Here is a 17952-nt window from a genome sequence, read left to right as displayed (position 1 = left end):
TCCAGACACTATCAGGGGAACACCATGAACCTGTTGCGCCTGTTGCCCGCTGTGCTGCTGTCCCTGCCGCTGATCGCCTGCGGCGGCACGTCGTCCGCGCCCGACAAGACCGTCGGCAAAAGCGTCGCCGAAGCCACAGGTGGCGTTGGCGAGACCGTCAGAAACGCCATGGACGATGCCCGCAAGGATATCGCCCAGGGCAACATCAAGATCTCGGCGGACAAGCAGCCGCGTGCGGAGATCACCCCGGATGGCCGCCTGCTGATCGCGGGCAAGGAGATCGCTGCCAACGATATCCAGCGCCGCCATCTGCAGGACTACCGCGGCCACGTGGTCGCCATCGCGATGGACGGCATGGATGTCGGCCTGGCAGGCGCCAAACTGGGTGCCAGCGCGGCCGGCGAAGCGCTGAAGGGCATTTTCAGCGGCGACAGCGAAGGTGTCGAAAAGCGCATCAATGCCGAAGCCGAGAAGATCGAAGCCCAGGCCAAGCGCATCTGCGACCGCCTTCCGGCGATGCTGGCCAGCCAGCAGGCGCTCGCACGCGAACTGCCGGCGTTCAAGCCCTACGCGACCATGGACCAGGGCGACGTGGACGACTGCGGCAAGGACACCGTGGTCCAGCGCTAGGCCTGTGACAGATCAGCGCACCCGGCCGGCAGCGGCGTCCGGCTGCCGGCCGTAGTGCGCCGTCCGGCTTACAATGGCGGCCCCGGACGCCCCCGAACCGAATGTCATGAAGAAGCTGTTTCTGCTGCTGACCGCCCTGCTCTGCCTCGGCCTGGTCGGCTGTGACCAGGAATACCGCAACCACCGTGCCGAGCGCGGCAAGCCCAAGATTTCCGTCAGCGAAGGCATGGTCACCGTGCGTCGCCCGCCGGCACCGAACATCATCATCCTCGCCGATGGCACGATGAAGATGGACGAGATCCAGATTCCGCTGGACGACGGACAGAAGCAGATGCTGCAGACCATGTTCGGCAAGCTGCAGGTGCTGCGCCAGAACACCCTGGTGGCCGCACCGGCCGATCCCAACATGCAGCCGGTGAAGATCCAGCCGCCCGAGGGCATGGAAGTGATTCCGACGGACCTGATCCAGCGCATCCCCGAGTTCAAGGATTACACCGACACCTTCGGCAACATCGTCGCCGACCGTCGCTGAAGAAAAACGCCGCCCGAGGGCGGCGTTTCCTTTTGTAGAGCCGAGCCTATGCTCGGCTACTGACTGGAACCTGAGCCGAGCATGGGCTCGGCTCTACATATTGCAGAATCCACATCAACCACCGCCACCACCGCCACCGCCACCGGCCTGGATGCCACCGGCCGTCAGCGCGGTCGGGTCCAGCAGGCGACGCAGCTCGGCTTCGGCCAACCCGCTGTCCTCCAGTGCCACGTCCAGCACCGGGCGCTGTTCCTTGTAGGCACGCTTGGCAATCGCCGCAGCCTTCTCGTAGCCGATGATCGGATTCAGTGCGGTGACCAGGATCGGATTACGCGCCAGCGCCTCGGCCACGCGATCCTCACGCACCTTCAGCCCGGCGATCGCGCTGTCCGCCAACAGGGTCGACACGTTGGCGAGCAGGCCGATGCCATCGAGCAGGTTCATCGCGATCAGCGGCAGCGTGACGTTGAGCTGGAAGTTGCCGGTCTGGCCAGCCACGGTGATCGCGGTGTGGTGGCCGATGACCTGCGCACAGGCCATCACGGTCGCTTCCGGAATCACCGGATTGACCTTGCCCGGCATGATCGAGCTGCCCGGCTGCAGTGCCGGCAGTTCGATCTCGCCCAGCCCGGCCAGCGGACCGGCGTTCATCCAGCGAAGGTCATTGGCGATCTTGATCAGCGCCACGGCCAGCGCATTGAGCTGGCCGGACAGCTCGACTGCATCGTCCTGCGCGGCCAGGCCTTCGAACTTGTTCTCGGCGCTGTCGAACTTGACACCGGTCTGCTGCTTCAGCGCCTTGGCCACTTGTGCACCAAAACGTGGGTCGGCGTTGATGCCGGTGCCGATGGCGGTGCCGCCCAGCGGCAGGCGACGCACGCGCTTCAGGCTGTCTTCGATGCGCTCCTGCGCCGAGGCCAGCTGTGCGGACCATGCGCCGAACTCCTGCTCGAAGGTGAGCGGCATCGCATCCATCAGGTGGGTACGGCCGGTCTTGACCACCTTGCGCAGGCTGCGGCCCTTCTTGTCCAGGGTCTTGCGCAGGTGCACCAGCGCCGGCAGCAGCTGCTCATGCGTCGCCAGTACCGCCGACACGCGCAGCGCGGTTGGAATCACGTCGTTGGAGCTCTGCCCCTGGTTGACGTGGTCATTGGGGTGCACGGTGGTCTTGCCCGCCTTGCCGGCACGGTTGGCCAGTGTTGCGATGACCTCATTGGCATTCATGTTCGAGGAAGTGCCCGAACCCGTCTGGTAGACATCGATCGGGAACTGCGCGTCCCAGGTGCCGGCGGCCACTTCGGCGGCGGCGGTCTGGATGGCCTTGGCCACATTCTTCGGCAGGTGGCCCAGCTCGGCGTTGACGCCCGCGGCGGCGCCCTTGACCAGGCCCAGGGCACGGATGAAACCGCGCGGCATGCGCTGGCCCGACACCGGAAAGTTCTGCACGGCACGCTGGGTCTGGGCGCCCCACAGGGCGTCCACAGGCACCTGCAGCTCGCCCATGCTGTCGTGTTCGATTCTGAAACCCTTGCTTGCAGCTTTGCTCATTGCATCAACTCCGCACTACTTCAGTTGGGGAAAGGGAAGCGGCGGCTGGCAGGGTGTCGCTTCCCGGGCTGGCGGCTGCGCCAACGATACTCCCTTGCCCGCAGCGTGGGATGACGAGCGCGGGCCAGATCGTTTCATCCGCGGGGCCGTTTACACGGGTAGCGCCGGGCCGTGCCCGGCGAGCGCGCAGCGCGGCCGCCATCCGCCGGGCATGGCCCGGCGCTACCGAGCATGCAAAGGCCCCGCGTCGTAGAATATCGGCCCCGCCGCTCGTCCCAGCCCTGCCGACATGTCCGATTCCGCCCTGCTCGCCCTGTCCCCGCTCGATGGCCGCTATGCCGGCAAGGTCGATGCCCTGCGCCCGATCTTCTCCGAGTACGGCCTGATCAAGGCCCGCATCACGGTCGAAGTGGAGTGGCTGCTGGCCCTGGCCGCCGAGCCGGGCATCGTCGAGCTGGCCCCGTTCTCCGACGCCGCCGTCGCCCGCCTGCGCGCCCTGGCCGCCAGCTTCAGCCCGGCCCAGGCCGCGCGCGTGAAGGAAATCGAGCGCACCACCAACCATGACGTCAAGGCGGTGGAGTACTTCATCAAGGAACAGCTGAAGGACGACACCGAGCTGGCACCGGCGCTGGAATTCGTGCATTTCGCCTGCACCAGCGAAGACATCAACAACCTCAGCTACGGCCTGATGCTGGAGCAGGCCCGCCGCGAGGTGCTGCTGCCGACCCTGGACGGCATCGCCAACAGCCTGCGCAGCCTGGCCCACGCCCAGGCCGGCCAGCCGATGCTGTCGCGCACCCACGGCCAGACCGCCTCGCCGACCACCCTGGGCAAGGAACTGGCCAACGTGGTCGCGCGCCTGGAGCGCCAGCGCAGGCAGATCGCTGCCGTCGAGCTGACCGGCAAGATCAACGGCGCGGTAGGCAACTACAACGCGCACGTGGCCAGCTACCCGGACGTGGACTGGCCGGCCTTCGCCGAGCGCTTCGTGACCGGCCTGGGCCTGGTGTTCAACCCGTACACCACGCAGATCGAGCCGCACGACAACATCGCCGAGATCGGCGATGCCGCGCGCCGCGCCAACATCATCCTGATCGACCTGGCCCGTGACATCTGGGGCTATGTTTCGCTGGGCTACTTCAAGCAGCGCCTGAAGGAAGGCGAAGTCGGCTCGTCTACGATGCCGCACAAGGTCAACCCGATCGATTTCGAGAATGCGGAAGGCAACTTCGGCATCGCCAACGCGCTGTTCGAGCACTTCAGCGCGAAGCTGCCGATCAGCCGCTGGCAGCGTGACCTGACCGATTCCACCGTGCTGCGTGCACTGGGCACCGCGTTCGGCCACAGCCAGGTGGCACTGGACTCGCTGGCCAAGGGCCTGGGCAAGCTGGAAGTGAACCCGCAGCGGCTGGACGCGGATCTGGACGCGGCCTGGGAAGTGCTGGCCGAAGCCGTGCAGACGGTGATGCGCCGCCATGGCCTGCCGAATCCGTACGAGCAGCTGAAGGCGCTGACCCGTGGCCAGGGCATCACCGCCGAGTCGATGCGTGCGTTCGTGCAGGGGCTGGAGCTGCCGGCGGATGCGAAGCAGCGCCTGCTGGAGATGACCCCGGGCAGCTACACCGGTCTGGCGGAATCGCTGGCGAAGAAGATCTAAGGTTTTCCTGCGGCGGCGGCCGCGGGCGCTGCCTGCGGCAGGCAACGGCAACAGCAACATAAACGTCAAGAGCGGCTCTGGATTGCTGCTAGCTGGGCGGGTCGGGATGGGCCAGCGGGACACGCCGTGAACCCGTCCCTGGGGGCTCGATGGCGCCATCCATGGCGCCAACGGTCCCGCTGGCCCATCCCGACCCGCCTCTGACAGATTCCCGGTGACGGATCGAAGAGCACTGGGTTGTCGGGACGGAATTTGAGAGGGACGCGGCTTCGCCGCGTCCCTCTTTGTCTTGGGATCGCTGTAGAGCCGAGCCCACGCTCGGCTGCCTTTCGCAATGGCAACGGCAAGCCGAGCGTGGGCTCGGCTCTACACGAGCAAGCGCAGCGCGCGACCCGCTGTTGCCTTTGATCTTCTTCCATTCCGTGGCGGGCCGCGCAGGAAACTGTCAGGGGCCAGGCGGGTGGGCTGCGCGGGGGTGTCCGCCGCATGGATGCGGCGGCCAAGCTTACAGGGACGTACTTGCAGCGTCCCCCGCGCAGCCCACCCGCCCGGCCAAGCGCGGCTTTTGCTTTCAGCGACCAACCCAGACCCGCCACGAGGGGCTCCGCCGTTGGCCGGACACCCCGCGACAAACCACCGCACGTGCGCAATCCCAACGAACGTCGGACAATGGAGACCTTGGCGGCCCGCCGCGCCGCCCCTCCCGCTTTCCGCTGCAAGGATTCCCCCATGGCCGCCCGCAAGTCCTCCGCCCCCCTCATCGAAGTCACCGCCCGTCCCGGCCAGCCGCTGGGCATGGCGCCGGCCACCTTCCTGCGCGATTTCTGGCAGAAGCGCCCGCTGCTGATCCGTAACGCCTTCCCGGACTTCCAGACCCCGGTGCAGCCGGAAGACCTGGCCGGGCTGGCCTGCGAGGAAGGTGTACTGGCGCGCCTGATCGAGCACGACAAGACCCAGGACGGCTGGCGCGTGCGCACTGGCCCATTCCAGGAAGACGTGTTCCCCGCCCTGCCCGACCACGACTGGACCCTGCTGGTGCAGGACGTGGACAAGTGGGACCCGGACGTGCGCGCCCTGATCGAGCACTTCAGCTTCCTGCCGCGCTGGCGCATGGATGACGTGATGATCAGCTTCGCCGCTACCGGTGGCTCGGTCGGCGCCCACGTCGACCAGTACGACGTATTCCTGCTGCAGGCCCACGGCCACCGCCGCTGGCAGATCGATGCCAGCGAATCGATCAAGGGCAAGCAGCCGCCGCTGGGCTTCCGCCCGGACGTGGAGCTGAAGCTGCTGAAGGTGTTCAAGCCGACCCACGACTGGGTGCTGGCACCAGGCGACATGCTGTATCTGCCACCGAACGTGCCGCACCACGGCGTGGCCGAAGACCCCTGCCTGACCTTCTCGTTCGGCATGCGTGCGCCGTCTTCTGCCGAGCTGATCAGCGACTATCTGGACACCCTGATCGCCGATGCCGACGAGAACATCCGCTACCAGGATGCCGACCTGAAGGTGCCGGCCGACCCGAACGAAATCGACACAGTGGCGATGGCGCGGGTGATCACCGCGCTCAATGCCATCCGCATGAACGACCCGGACAAGCTGGGCGACTGGTTCGGCCGCTTCATCACCACCTACCGTGCAGCGGGCGAAGTGATGGCCCACCAGGCCGCACCGGCACCGGAGGAAGTGGCCCAGGCGCTGGCCTCGGGCCTGCTGCTGCAGCGCCACCCGTGGGCGCGACTGGCCTGGCGCCGGGCCAAGCGTGGCGCCAGCCTGTATGTCAGCGGCCAGGACTTCGCGTTGCCGGTGAAGGACGCACAGCGCCTGGCCGGTGCCGAGCAGCTCGACGCCACCGCCTATCGCGGCCTGTCCGACAAAGGCCGCGCGGTGGTCCAGCAGCTGCTGGTTGGTGGCGTGTTCCAGTTGATCGATCCGAACGAGGTGTATGACGCTGAAGACGAGGACGACGGCGAAGACGCCGTGGTGCTCGGCGAAGTGGTCGAAGGCCGTGACCGCGTGGATGCGATAGATGCCGATGCGGTGTCCGACGATGTCCACTCCGTGACCGTGCACGACGACGGCATCGAGGTCATCGTCAACTTCGAGGACGACGAGGAAGACGACAGCGACGCCGGCCGCGTCTGAGCCGCCGCCATGGTCCGGGTCCAGCAGGTCAGCCACGCCGACGCCCACGTTGCCATCCACGACGTGCGCCAACGCGTGTTCGTGCAGGAACAGGGCATCGCCGCCGAACTGGAACGCGATGCGCTGGACCCGGTCAGTGCCCATGTGCTGGCGCTGGACAGTGACAACCAGCCGGTCGGCACCGGCCGACTGGCGCCGGACGGCCGCATCGGCCGCATGGCGGTGCTGGCCAGCCATCGCAGCCAGGGGGTCGGCGAGGCCCTGCTGGAGGCACTGGTCGAGGCCGGGCGCCGCCTCGGCCTGGCCGAACTGCACCTGCACGCCCAGCTGCCCGCCCGTGACTTCTATGCCCGCCAGGGCTTCCTGCCCGAGGGCGAAGTGTTCGAGGAGGCCGGCATCGGCCACCAGCAGATGCGTCGCCGGCTGGGCGCGGCCGGCGCCATCGACGGCCGCGCCGAGGCGGTGGCGATCACCACCGCCATCATCCACCGCGCCCGCCGCCAGCTGTGGCTGCACAGCCGTCAGCTGGACCCCGGCCTGCTTGACACACCGCCGGTGCAGGCCGCCCTGCGCCGCTTCGTCACCGCCCGCCACGACAAGCACCTGCGGGTGATCGTGCACGATGCGGCTGCCGTTGCCTCTGCCGGGGCACCGCTGCTGGCGTTGGCCCAGCGCCTGCCAAGCGTGATCCAGTTCCGCGAGGTCACCGACCCGGTCGACCGTGCGTTGGCCTCGGCCTGCCTGCTCAACGATGCGGGCGACTTCTACTTTCGTCTGATCGGGCATCGCCTCGACGGCGAGGCCGGCATCGCGCTGCCGGCACGTTCGCAGCCGTTCGAGCAGCAATTGCAGCGTGTCTGGGACCGTTCGCGCGATTGCAGCGAACTGCGCGCGCTCGGCATCTGAGCGCGGGCCATCGCGCCAACCTGTCTGGAAGCGGCACCGGGGGACGCGCGATGCCTCTGGTGGTGCCCCTTCGTGTCCGGTTGGGGGTACAATTTGGCTGTTTGAACGCGCCCGTGCATGGCTATTCATCTTCGTGCCGGGTCCTTCTGAAGCCATACCCCACAAAGCGAATCAGCACCCTCCATCGTGGACAATCAACTGAAGCAGTTTGCGCAATCTTCGCAACTCGCCGGCGGCAACGCCTCCTATGTCGAGGACCTGTACGAGCAGTACCTGGTCTCCCCGGATAGTGTCGATCCCAAATGGAAAACCTACTTCGACGGCTTCAAGGGCCGCGAAGCAGGTGACATCCCGCACTCGGCTGTCATCTCCCACATCGCGGACGCGGCCAAGGATGCGCTGAAAGCCGGCACCGGCAGCGGTGCGGGCGACGAGCGTGAGCGCAATGTCGGTCGCCTGATCACCGCCTACCGCTCGCGTGGTCACCTGGACGCGCGCCTTGATCCGCTGGGGCTGGCCGCACCGGTCAACACCCCGGACCTGGGCCTGCCGTTCCACAGCCTGTCCGATGCCGACCTCAACAGCGAGTTCAGCACCGGCGGCGTCGGCGGCCAGCCGCGCATGAAGCTGCGCGACCTGCTTGCACGCCTGAAGGCGACCTACACCGGCTCGATCGGTGCGGAGTTCATGCACATCTCCGAGGTCGAGCAGCGCCAGTGGATCTACAAGAAGCTGGAAGCGGCCGGTGGCAACTACCAGCTGGACGCTGACACCCAGCGCCGCACCCTGGAGCGCCTGACCGCGGCTGAAGGCCTGGAGCGCTACCTGCACACCAAGTACGTCGGCCAGAAGCGCTTCTCGCTGGAAGGCGGCGACTCGCTGATCCCGATGATGGACACCATCATCCGCAGCGCCGGCAAGGATGGCGTCAAGGACGTGGTGATCGGCATGGCCCACCGCGGCCGCCTGAACGTGCTGGTCAACACCCTGGGCAAGAACCCGCGCAAGCTGTTCGACGAGTTCGAAGGCAAGTTCGAGCACGACGAGCACGCCTCGGCCGGTGACGTGAAGTACCACATGGGCTTCTCGGCCGACGTCGCCACCGAAGGCGGCCCGGTGCACCTGGCGCTGGCGTTCAACCCGTCGCACCTGGAAATCGCCGACCCGGTCGTGGCCGGTTCCGTGCGTTCGCGCCAGGAGCGCCGCAAGGACACCGCCCGCAAGCAGGTCATGCCGATCCTGATCCACGGCGACGCGGCCTTCTCCGGCCAGGGCGTGGTCATGGAGCTGTTCCAGATGTCGCAGGCCCGCGGCTTCGCCGTCGGCGGCACCGTGCACATCGTGGTCAACAACCAGGTCGGCTTCACCACCTCCAACCCGCTGGATACGCGTTCCACGCGCTACGCCACCGACGTGGCGAAGATGATCGCCGCCCCGGTGCTGCACGTGAACGGCGATGATCCGGAAGCGGTGGTGTTCGCCGCGCAGCTGGCCTTCGAGTTCCGCCAGAAGTTTGCCAAGGACGTGGTCATCGACCTGATGTGCTACCGCCGTTGGGGCCACAACGAGGCCGACGAACCGGCGATCACCCAGCCGCTGATGTACCAGGTGATCCGCAAGCACGCCACCACCCGCGAGATGTACGCCGAGCAGTTGGAAAAGGCGGGCGTGATCGCCGCCGGCGCCGGCAAGGCGATGGTCGATGCCTACCGCGAGAAGCTGGACGCCGGTGAAGTGACCACCGAGCTGGCCAAGGTCGAGAAGACCCCGCCGACCAGCCCGCTGTTCGTCGATTGGCCGAAGCTGCTGGAAGGCAAGCTGTCCGATCCGATCTCGACCAAGGTCGAGAAGAACAAGCTGGTCGAGCTGGCCAAGCTGATCAACACCATTCCCGAAGACGTGCAGCTGCACTCGCGCGTGGCCAAGGTCTACGACGACCGCCGCAAGATGGCCGCCGGCGAGATCCCGGGCGACTGGGGCTTTGCCGAGAACCTGGCCTATGCCACCCTGCTCGATGAAGGCCATGCACTGCGCCTGGTCGGCCAGGACGTGGGCCGCGGTACGTTCACGCACCGCCACGCGATCCTGCACGACCAGAAGACCGACAACTACTACATGCCGCTGCGGCAGCTGGTGGATTCGCCGGAGAAGGCCACCGTCATCGATTCGCTGCTGAGCGAAGAAGCGGTGATGGCCTACGAGTACGGCTTCTCCACCACCGATCCGAACACGCTGTGCATCTGGGAAGGTCAGTTCGGCGACTTCGCCAACGGCGCCCAGGTGGTGATCGACCAGTTCATCGCCGCCGGTGAAGCCAAGTGGGGCCGTATTTCCGGCCTGACCCTGCTGCTGCCGCATGGCTATGAAGGGCAGGGCCCGGAACACAGCTCGGCGCGCCTGGAGCGCTTCCTGCAGCTGTGCGCGCTGGAGAACATGCTGGTTGTCGTGCCGTCGACCCCGGCGCAGGCCTTCCACATGCTGCGTCGCCAGCTGCACATGACCACCCGCAAGCCGCTGGTGGTGATGTCGCCGAAGTCACTGCTGCGCCACAAGCTGGCTGTGTCGACCCTGGACGAGCTGGCCAACGGCGAGTTCCAGCACCTGATCGGCGACGCCAATGCGGACGCCAAGAAGGTCAAGCGCGTGGTGCTGTGCTCGGGCAAGGTCTACTACGACCTGCTGGAAGACCAGACCAAGCGTGGCCAGGACGACGTGGCAATCATCCGCGTGGAGCAGCTGTACCCGTTCCCGCGTGCGCTGCTGGCTGCCGAACTGAAGAAGTACGGCAAGGCCACCGACGTGGTGTGGACGCAGGAAGAACCGCAGAACCAGGGTGCGTGGTACCAGATCCGCCACCACCTGCAGTTCTGCCTGGCCGATGACCAGAACCTGCACTACGCCGGTCGCGCACGTTCGGCTTCGCCGGCTGCCGGTCACATGGCTGACCACGTCCGCGAACAGCAGCAGCTGGTCGCCGACGCACTGGTCAACCCGTTCAACGACACGTTCGCTGAATAATCCCCCCCCTATTTAGAAGACAAACCAGGAAGCTCCCGCAATGGCCACCGAAGTCAAAGCCCCGGTACTGCCCGAATCCGTCGCCGACGGCACCATCGCCACCTGGCACAAGAAGGTGGGCGACGCCGTCAAGCGCGACGAAAACCTGCTTGACCTGGAAACCGACAAGGTCGTCCTGGAAGTGCCGTCGCCGGTCGACGGCGTGCTCAAGGAAATCAAGTTCAAGGAAGGCGATACCGTGACCTCCAGCCAGGTCGTGGCGATCATCGAAGAAGGCGCCGTGGCTGCTGCCCCGGCTCCGGCTGCTGAAGCCGCTCCGGCGGCTGCCGCTGCCCCGGCCGCCGCTGCTCCGGCCGCAGCCGCCGCTCCGGCCCCGGCTGCCAAGTCGGCCGCCGACGCCCTGCCGCCGGGCGCCCGCTTCACCGCCATCACCGAAGGCGTGAACCCGGCCGACGTCGACGGCACCGGCCGTCGCGGCGCGGTGACCAAGGAAGACATCGTCAACTTCGCCCGCAACGGCGGCGCCGGCAAGGCCGGTGGCGCACGTCCGGAAGAACGCGTGCCGATGACCCGCATCCGCAAGCGCATCGCCGAGCGCCTGATGGAGTCGAAGAACTCCACCGCCATGCTGACCACCTTCAACGAAGTCGACCTGTCCAAGGTCTCGGCGGCGCGCAAGGAACTGCAGGACGAGTTCGTCAAGGCACACGGCATCAAGCTGGGCTTCATGAGCTTCTTCGTGAAGGCCGCGGCCAATGCCCTGCAGCGCTTCCCGCTGGTCAACGCCTCGATCGACGGCGACGACATCATCTATCACGGCTACTCGGACATCTCGATCGCCGTGTCGACCGAGAAGGGCCTGGTCACGCCGGTGCTGCGCAACGTCGAGCGCATGTCGTTCGCCGACATCGAGAAGACCATCGCCGACTACGCCAAGAAGGCCCGTGACGGCAAGCTGAGCCTGGAAGAACTGCAGGGCGGCACCTTCACCGTGACCAACGGCGGCACCTTCGGTTCGCTGCTGTCGACCCCGATCATCAACCCGCCGCAGAGCGCCATCCTGGGCATGCACGCCATCAAGGAGCGTCCGATCGCCCAGAACGGCCAGGTCGTGATCGCGCCGATGATGTACCTGGCGCTGTCGTACGACCACCGCATCATCGACGGCAAGGATTCGGTGCAGTTCCTGGTGGACATCAAGAACCAGCTGGAAAACCCGGGCCGCATGCTGTTCGGCCTGTAAGACACCTCCCGCCCCTCCGCGCCTGCGCGGAGGGGTTCTGGTAATGCATCAAGGAATAATTCAATGGCTGAACAATTCGACGTCGTCGTCATCGGTGCCGGCCCGGCCGGTTACCACGCTGCCATCCGCGCGGCCCAGCTGGGCCTGAAGACCGCCTGCATCGACGCAGCGCTGGGCAAGGACGGCAAGCCGGCCCTCGGCGGCACCTGCCTGCGCGTGGGCTGCATCCCGTCCAAGGCGCTGCTGGATTCCTCGCGCCAGTTCTGGAACATGGGCCACATCTTTGGCGACCACGGCATCAGCTTCAAGGATGCCAAGATCGACGTCGAGGCGATGATTGGCCGCAAGGACAAGATCGTCAAGCAGTTCACCGGCGGCATCGGCATGCTGTTCAAGGCCAACAAGGTCGCCGCCTATTATGGCTTCGGCGAGCTGCAGCCGGGCAACGTGGTCAAGGTCACCCAGCATGACGGTTCCATCGTCGAGCTGAAGGGTACCAACGTCATCATCGCGGCCGGTTCGGATTCGATCGAACTGCCGTTCGCCAAGTTCGACGGCGAGACCATCGTCGACAACGTCGGCGGCCTGGACTTCACCGAAGTGCCGAACCGCCTGGCGGTGATCGGCGCCGGCGTGATCGGCCTGGAACTGGGCAGCGTGTGGAAGCGCCTGGGCGCTGAAGTCACCATCCTGGAAGCACTGCCGGAGTTCCTGGCCGTGGCCGACGCCGAAGTGGCCAAGACCGCTGCCAAGGAATTCAAGAAGCAGGGCCTGGACATCCGCCTCGGTGCCAAGGTCTCCAAGACCGAGATCACCGGCAAGGGCAAGAAGAAGGAAGTCGTTGTCACCTACACCGACAGCGAAGGCGAGAAGACCCTGACCGTGGACAAGCTGCTGGTGGCCGTCGGCCGTCGCGCCGCCACCAAGGGCCTGCTGGCTGAAGGCACCGGCGTCAAGATCAACGAGCGCGGCCAGATTGAAGTCGACGCGCACTGCCACACCGGCGTCAACGGCGTGTGGGCGGTCGGCGACTGCGTGCGCGGCCCGATGCTGGCGCACAAGGGCTTCGAGGAAGGCATCGCGGTGGCTGAGCTGATCGCCGGCCTGCCGGGCCACGTCAACTTCGACACCATCCCGTGGGTCATCTACACCGAGCCGGAACTGGCGTGGGTCGGCAAGACCGAGGCCCAGTTGAAGGCCGAGGGCATTCCGTACAAGGCCGGCAGCTTCCCGTTCGCCGCCAACGGCCGTGCCGTGGCGATGATCGAGCCGGCAGGCTTCGTCAAGATCCTGGCCCATGCCGAAACCGATCGCATCCTCGGCATGCACCTGGTCGGCGCCAACGTCTCCGAGCTGGTGCACGAAGGCGTGCTGACCATGGAGTTCAGCGGCTCGGCCGATGATCTGGCCCGCATCTGCCACGCCCACCCGTCGCTGTCGGAAGTGATCCACGACGCGGCGATGGCGGTCAGCAAGCGCGCCATCCACAAGGCGAACTGATCTGCATCATGGTAGGTGCCGACCGTTGGTCGGCACTCACCTGCAGAAGAAAAACCCCGCTTCGGCGGGGTTTTTTGTTGGCTGCCCTGGTGTAGAGCCGAGCCCACGCTCGGCTGCGCACTTGGCGGTCCGTGAAGGCCCAGCCGAGCATGGGCTCGGCGCTACACCTTTTCAGCTGGCTTCTTCGGCGGATCGTCACAGACCCTGTGCTGCACCACCGTCTCGCCAACCTTCCATTCCTTCGTGACCCGGCAGTGCGCCTTGGCCTCCGGCACCTTCGAAGCCGTCGCCCCCGCAGCATTCGCCTCGTCGGCACCGGCTGCCTGCTGGCGCTCCAGCCACGCCGATGGCGGCGCGGGCGGTGTGGCCAGCACCGGGCCTGACAACAGGACCAGGCCCATCAGCAACACGGCCCTCATGCCGCCACCGCCCGGCCGCCGAGCAACCGTGCCGGCAACATGAACAGCGCACGCAGGAACGCAAACAGCGCCGAGAAGGTGATGCCGACCAGTCGGAACGGCAGGCTCAGCAGCCAGACGAACGGCCAGGCGATCAGGGCGAGGATCGCCAGCGGCCAGCACAGCACGAACAGCAGGCACCACACACCGAGCGCGAACAGGGTCTTCATCACGGTCTCCTTGTGGCGGCACCTTGCCGCCTGCGGACACCTTGGCGCCCTGCCCTTGCCACGCACAAACGGTTTGCGACGAAACCGGGCTGGGGGCGATGAAACCGGTCCACCGCCGTTGTAGAGCCGAGCCTGCGTTCGGCTTTCCAGAAGCAGCCGAGCGTGGGCTCGGCTCTACAGGAGCTGCGATGCGCCCGGGCGGCCGTGGGTCACCTGGAAGCGCGCCGCAGTGCGCACTGCGGCATCCGCACGCAGCACGCTGTCGGCGAAGCGCAGCTCGGCGTCCACGGTCTGCCGGTTCAGCTGCAGCTTCCACCAGCCACGGCGGTCGCCATCGAAATAGCGGATGTGCGGGTTCTGCGGTATCGATGGCCCGTAATACGGACCATACGGCGTATCGTCGCCGCCGCTGCTGATCGCCGGGGCGATGAATTCGGTCGCCACGACCGGCGCACTGGCCGCGTCGAAATCCAGTTTCAGGTCGTTGACGAAGGTGGAATGCCAGTCACCGCCCAGCACGATGGCATTGCCCTGCCCGCCCGCCTGCAAGGCCTGCAGCAGGCGGTTGCGTGCGGTGGGATAGCCATCCCAGGCGTCGTTCCAGAAGCGCTCGCGCGGTGTGCCACCGTCCAGCCGCAGCTGCGCCATCAGCAGCTGCTGTACCACCACGTTCCAGCGCGTGCCCCGCGCGACGGCCATCGACTGCGCGAACCACGCCTCCTGGCCCGTGCCGAGCATGCTCATGCGTGGATCCAGCGCCGCCTCGCAGCGCGGTGACTCGCCCACACCGCAGGGATTGGCCGGGCGGAACTGGCGGCAGTCGAGCAGCGTCAGCTGTGCAAGATCGCCGTAACGCAGGCGCCGATGCACGCGCAGGCCACCGTTGCCCGCAGGCGTGCTGCGCATCGGCAGGTGCTCGTAGAACGCACGATACGCGGCCGCGCGGCGGATGATGAAATCCTCCATTGAGACGCCGGGCTTCTCCGGGTGGATGCCGGAGTAATCGTTCTGCACTTCGTGGTCATCCCAGATCACCGCGAACGCGTGTGCGGCGTGCGCGGCCTGCAGGTCGGGATCGAGTTTGTACAGCGCGTACTGGTCACGGTAACGTTCCAGGCTCACCGTCTCGCCACTGAACCGCGCCGCATCCAGCGTGCTGCCACGCGCGTTCTGCAGCGGGCTGTATTCATACAGGTAGTCGCCGGCATGCAGCACCAGGTCGACATCACTCTGCGCGATGTCACGCAGCACCGGGTAGTAGCCGCTGTTCCACGCCTGGCAGGTACACAGCGCCAACCGCAACTGCTGCAACTGCGTGTCCAGCAGCGGCGCGGTGCGGAAGTGGCCGACCACGCTTTCCTCATCGCCGTCGCAGGCGAAACGATAGTAATAATCGCGGCCGGGACGCAGGCCGTTGACCTCCACATGTACCGAATGGGCCAGCTCCGGCACAGCCGCAGCAACGCCGCGCTGCACCAGCCGGCGCATGCCGGGGTCTTCGGCCACGAACCAGCGCACGGGCACCGCCCGCGACGGCATGCCGCCGCCGTTGAGTGGGTCCGGCGCGAGCCGCGTCCACAGCACTGCACCCTGCGGATCCGGATCACCGGCGGCGACACCGAGGGTGAACGGATCACGCCCCAGCCGCGGCCGTGGGCCGGCCGTGGCCAGCCCCGGCATCGCCGCCAGTGCGATCGCCGCCCCCGCGCCCTGCCACGCCATGCGCAGCAGGCGACGACGGCTTTCCGGATCGACAGGCCCGCGCATCAGAAGTGCACGGTGGCAGTGGCCATCACCTGCCGCGGCGCGCCGACCTGCATGGTCGCCAGGCTGCGGGTCGGGTCGGCGGCGTAGGTGCCGTTGGTGTTGATCGAAGACAGGTAACGCTTGTCGGTCAGGTTGGTCAGGTTAAGCGCCACGGTCAGGTTCTGTGCCGGGCCGAGCGTGCCGAAGTCATAGGCCACCGACGCATTGACCAGCCAGTAGCTCGGCACCGACACATCGTTGGTATAGGTCACGTAACGCTTGCCGACATGGTTGGCGGCCAGTCGCAGGTCCCACGGGCCCGGGGTCCAGGCCAGGGTGCTGGCGAACATCCACTCCGGTGTGTCGACGGTCGTCTTGCCGCGGGTCGGCACCACGCCGTTGTTCACGTAGTCGTTGTCGTAGGTACTGTCATTCCACGACAGCGCATTGGACCAGGTCAGGTCCTGCATCGGCTTCAACTGCAGGGTCGCCTCGGCACCGCGGCTGGTCACCGAACCAACGTTGGAGAACAGCGCCGGGCAACCGAGGATGCCCACGCACTGCGCGATGGCCAGCAGGCGGTTGTCGAACTTCACGTCATACACCGCAACCGAGGCTTCATAGCCCTGGCCGTAGCCGCGCCAGCCCAGTTCGAGGGTGCGCGACTGTTCCGGCTTCAGGCTCTTCGCGCTGGCATCGAACGCGGCCTGCGGCACGTTGAACGGACTGCCCACGCCCAGTGCATAGGCCGCGATGTTCTTGGCGAACGAACCAAAGATCTCGTTGCCTTCGTTGAGCTTGAAGTTGAAGCCGGCCTGCGGCAGGAAGCCCTTCTTCGAGGTCAGGCTGCTGTTGTTGGCATAGCTGCCCAGCGGTGTGCGCACGCGGGTGCGGGTGTGCGGCGACTTCGCACCGATGTCGATGGTCAGGCGGTCATCGAACAGGCGGAAACGGTCCTGCACGTAGAACTGGCGGGTGATGGTGGTGTAGCGCTGGTGCCACACGCGCTGGTCCGGATTGCGCAGGAAGAAATCGTCGGTGATCGGGCCGTCGATGTAATAGAAGTTGCGCTGCACGCTGTGGCCGTTGTCCTCGTACCACAGGCCCGCTTCCAGCTCGTGGCCCGCCACGTTCCAGGTGAACGCAGAGGTCACACCGGTGCGGTCGATCGCATACTCGGTAGTGCGGATCGAGATCGGGATCTCTCGGCTGGTACCCGGGTTGGACGGATTGGACGGGCTGAACCAGTGGCCCTGGCCACGGTTGCTGTGGTTGTAGACGTTGACCTTCAGGCGCATCGACTCGTTCAGGCCGAAATCGCCGGCGATGCTGGACAGGTCGTCATTGCGCAGGCCGTGGCCGGAGTAGTACGCATCCCACGGGCTGTTGACGCCGCCGCTGAACGTGCCGCGTGCAGCGGCCACGGCACGGTTCCAGTCCGGCGCGTAGTTGTCCCAGTCCCAGCCGAGACGATCGATCATCTCCAGCGACAGGTCCTGGTAATCGGCCTCGACGCGGCGCGAGGCGTTGAACAGCGCGGTAATCCTGCTGTCCGTTCCGAAGTTGTAGGTGGCCTTGCCGTTGAACTGCTTCAGCTCCTGCGAGCCCTTGCCCTTCCACTTGTCGCCTTCCGAGTATGCGCCGGACAGGTAGGCCGCGAAGCCCTGATGTTCACCAGTCTCCAGGCGCGCATAGCTGCGGCGCGCGTTGTCGCTGCCGAAGCCCTGTGCCAGAACCACGCCATATTCGGTGGATGGATCGATCGAGTAGAACTGGAACACGCCGCCAAGGTTGCTGGTGGACGGCGTACCCAGCGCGCCAATGCCGGTGGAAACCTCCGCGCCGCCCAGGTTCTCGCTGATCACCGCGCGGCTGATGTGCAGGCCGTTGCTGTTGCCGTAGGCCATGTTGCCCAGCGGGATGCCATCAAGGGTGTAGCCCAGGCGGTTCTGGTTGAAACCACGCAGGCTGATGCTGGTGGACCATTCGTAGGCGCCGGTGGCATCGGCCGATTCGAAGTGCACGCCCGGCTTGCTGGCCAGCAGCTTCAGCGGGTTGGCACCCGGCGGCAGGATCTTCATGTCCTCGGCGGTCACACGCTGCACCTGGCGGGCTTCGCCGCGGCCGATCACCGAGATCGAATCGAGGGTGGTGGCCGACGGCGCGTCGGTCGTGGGAGCGGTTTCAGCGACAGCCAGCGACGGCAGCGAAGCACAGACCAGCAGGGCCAGCAGATTGCGGCGGAGCGGAGCGTGGGACGGCATGGGGGCGGATTCCTTGGGCACGCTGGACGCCGAAGGGCGGCGTCGAAGGGCAGCAGCGGCGGAATCGTAGAAGCGTCGCGTTACATGTCATTTACACGCCACATACGGACGTTTGGTGTTTGGAATGGTTTGCCG

General features: G+C 66.5%; 13 protein-coding genes. 8 read left to right on the top strand and 5 right to left on the bottom strand.

Going from position 1 to position 17952, the window contains the following annotated elements:
• Positions 1-24 precede the first annotated feature (24 nt).
• Both AC5QAH_RS02070 and AC5QAH_RS02065 read left to right on the top strand, forming a co-directional pair.
• The gene (locus AC5QAH_RS02070; RefSeq protein WP_010480405.1) at positions 25-630 is read left to right on the top strand and encodes a YggN family protein; all 606 of its coding nucleotides are present in this window, start codon (positions 25-27) and stop codon (positions 628-630) included.
• Between the two features lie 106 nt (positions 631-736).
• A complete protein-coding gene (locus AC5QAH_RS02065) occupies positions 737-1162 on the top strand; it encodes a hypothetical protein (RefSeq protein WP_010480403.1) in 426 nt (141 codons plus the stop codon).
• A gap of 114 nt (positions 1163-1276) precedes the next feature.
• On the opposite strand, the gene AC5QAH_RS02060 is transcribed toward AC5QAH_RS02065, so the two are convergent.
• Complete coding sequence (locus tag AC5QAH_RS02060; RefSeq protein WP_495232047.1) at positions 1277-2710, bottom strand: class II fumarate hydratase; 1434 nt, start codon at positions 2708-2710, stop codon at positions 1277-1279.
• Between the two features lie 289 nt (positions 2711-2999).
• Between AC5QAH_RS02060 and purB the strand changes: the two genes are divergently transcribed.
• The 6 genes from purB to lpdA all read left to right on the top strand — a co-directional run bounded on the left by purB (position 3000) and on the right by lpdA (position 13179).
• Positions 3000-4367 carry an adenylosuccinate lyase gene (gene purB, locus AC5QAH_RS02055; RefSeq protein ID WP_010480398.1) on the top strand — a complete coding sequence of 456 codons (1368 nt, stop codon included), beginning with the start codon at positions 3000-3002 and terminating at the stop codon, positions 4365-4367.
• A 729-nt stretch (positions 4368-5096) separates the two neighbouring features.
• Positions 5097-6512, top strand: a complete 1416-nt coding sequence (locus tag AC5QAH_RS02050; protein ID WP_049453123.1) for a JmjC domain-containing protein — start codon at positions 5097-5099, stop codon at positions 6510-6512.
• A 9-nt stretch (positions 6513-6521) separates the two neighbouring features.
• Positions 6522-7418 carry a GNAT family N-acetyltransferase gene (locus AC5QAH_RS02045; RefSeq protein ID WP_010486844.1) on the top strand — a complete coding sequence of 299 codons (897 nt, stop codon included), beginning with the start codon at positions 6522-6524 and terminating at the stop codon, positions 7416-7418.
• A gap of 186 nt (positions 7419-7604) precedes the next feature.
• Positions 7605-10436: a 2-oxoglutarate dehydrogenase E1 component gene (locus AC5QAH_RS02040; RefSeq protein WP_312386700.1), complete on the top strand. Its 2832-nt coding sequence runs from the start codon at positions 7605-7607 to the stop codon at positions 10434-10436.
• Positions 10437-10476: 40 nt separating this feature from the next.
• Positions 10477-11679: a dihydrolipoyllysine-residue succinyltransferase gene (gene sucB, locus AC5QAH_RS02035; protein ID WP_049409293.1), complete on the top strand. Its 1203-nt coding sequence runs from the start codon at positions 10477-10479 to the stop codon at positions 11677-11679.
• A gap of 63 nt (positions 11680-11742) precedes the next feature.
• Entirely contained in the window at positions 11743-13179 is a 1437-nt protein-coding gene (gene lpdA / locus AC5QAH_RS02030; RefSeq protein ID WP_010486837.1) for a dihydrolipoyl dehydrogenase, read from the top strand.
• A gap of 161 nt (positions 13180-13340) precedes the next feature.
• On the opposite strand, the gene AC5QAH_RS02025 is transcribed toward lpdA, so the two are convergent.
• The 4 genes from AC5QAH_RS02025 to AC5QAH_RS02010 form a co-directional block, all read right to left on the bottom strand.
• Positions 13341-13598: a hypothetical protein gene (locus AC5QAH_RS02025; RefSeq protein WP_032952780.1), complete on the bottom strand. Its 258-nt coding sequence runs from the start codon at positions 13596-13598 to the stop codon at positions 13341-13343.
• Positions 13595-13807 (bottom strand): hypothetical protein, encoded by a 213-nt coding sequence (locus AC5QAH_RS02020; RefSeq protein WP_010486834.1) that lies wholly within the window; start codon positions 13805-13807, stop codon positions 13595-13597. Before AC5QAH_RS02020 ends, AC5QAH_RS02025 begins: the two co-directional genes overlap by 4 nt.
• Positions 13808-13981: 174 nt before the next feature.
• On the bottom strand, positions 13982-15574 hold the full coding sequence (locus AC5QAH_RS02015) for an alkaline phosphatase D family protein (protein ID WP_495232046.1): 1593 nt from the start codon (positions 15572-15574) through the stop codon (positions 13982-13984).
• Positions 15574-17817 (bottom strand): TonB-dependent receptor, encoded by a 2244-nt coding sequence (locus AC5QAH_RS02010; RefSeq protein ID WP_414610090.1) that lies wholly within the window; start codon positions 17815-17817, stop codon positions 15574-15576. Before AC5QAH_RS02010 ends, AC5QAH_RS02015 begins: the two co-directional genes overlap by 1 nt.
• Between the last annotated feature and the right edge of the window lie 135 nt (positions 17818-17952).

The organism is Stenotrophomonas sp. YJH_SMC_43 (assembly GCF_059372535.1).
The sequence above is the reverse complement of the archived record's forward strand: the minus strand, read 5'-3'. Positions and strand labels throughout refer to the sequence as shown.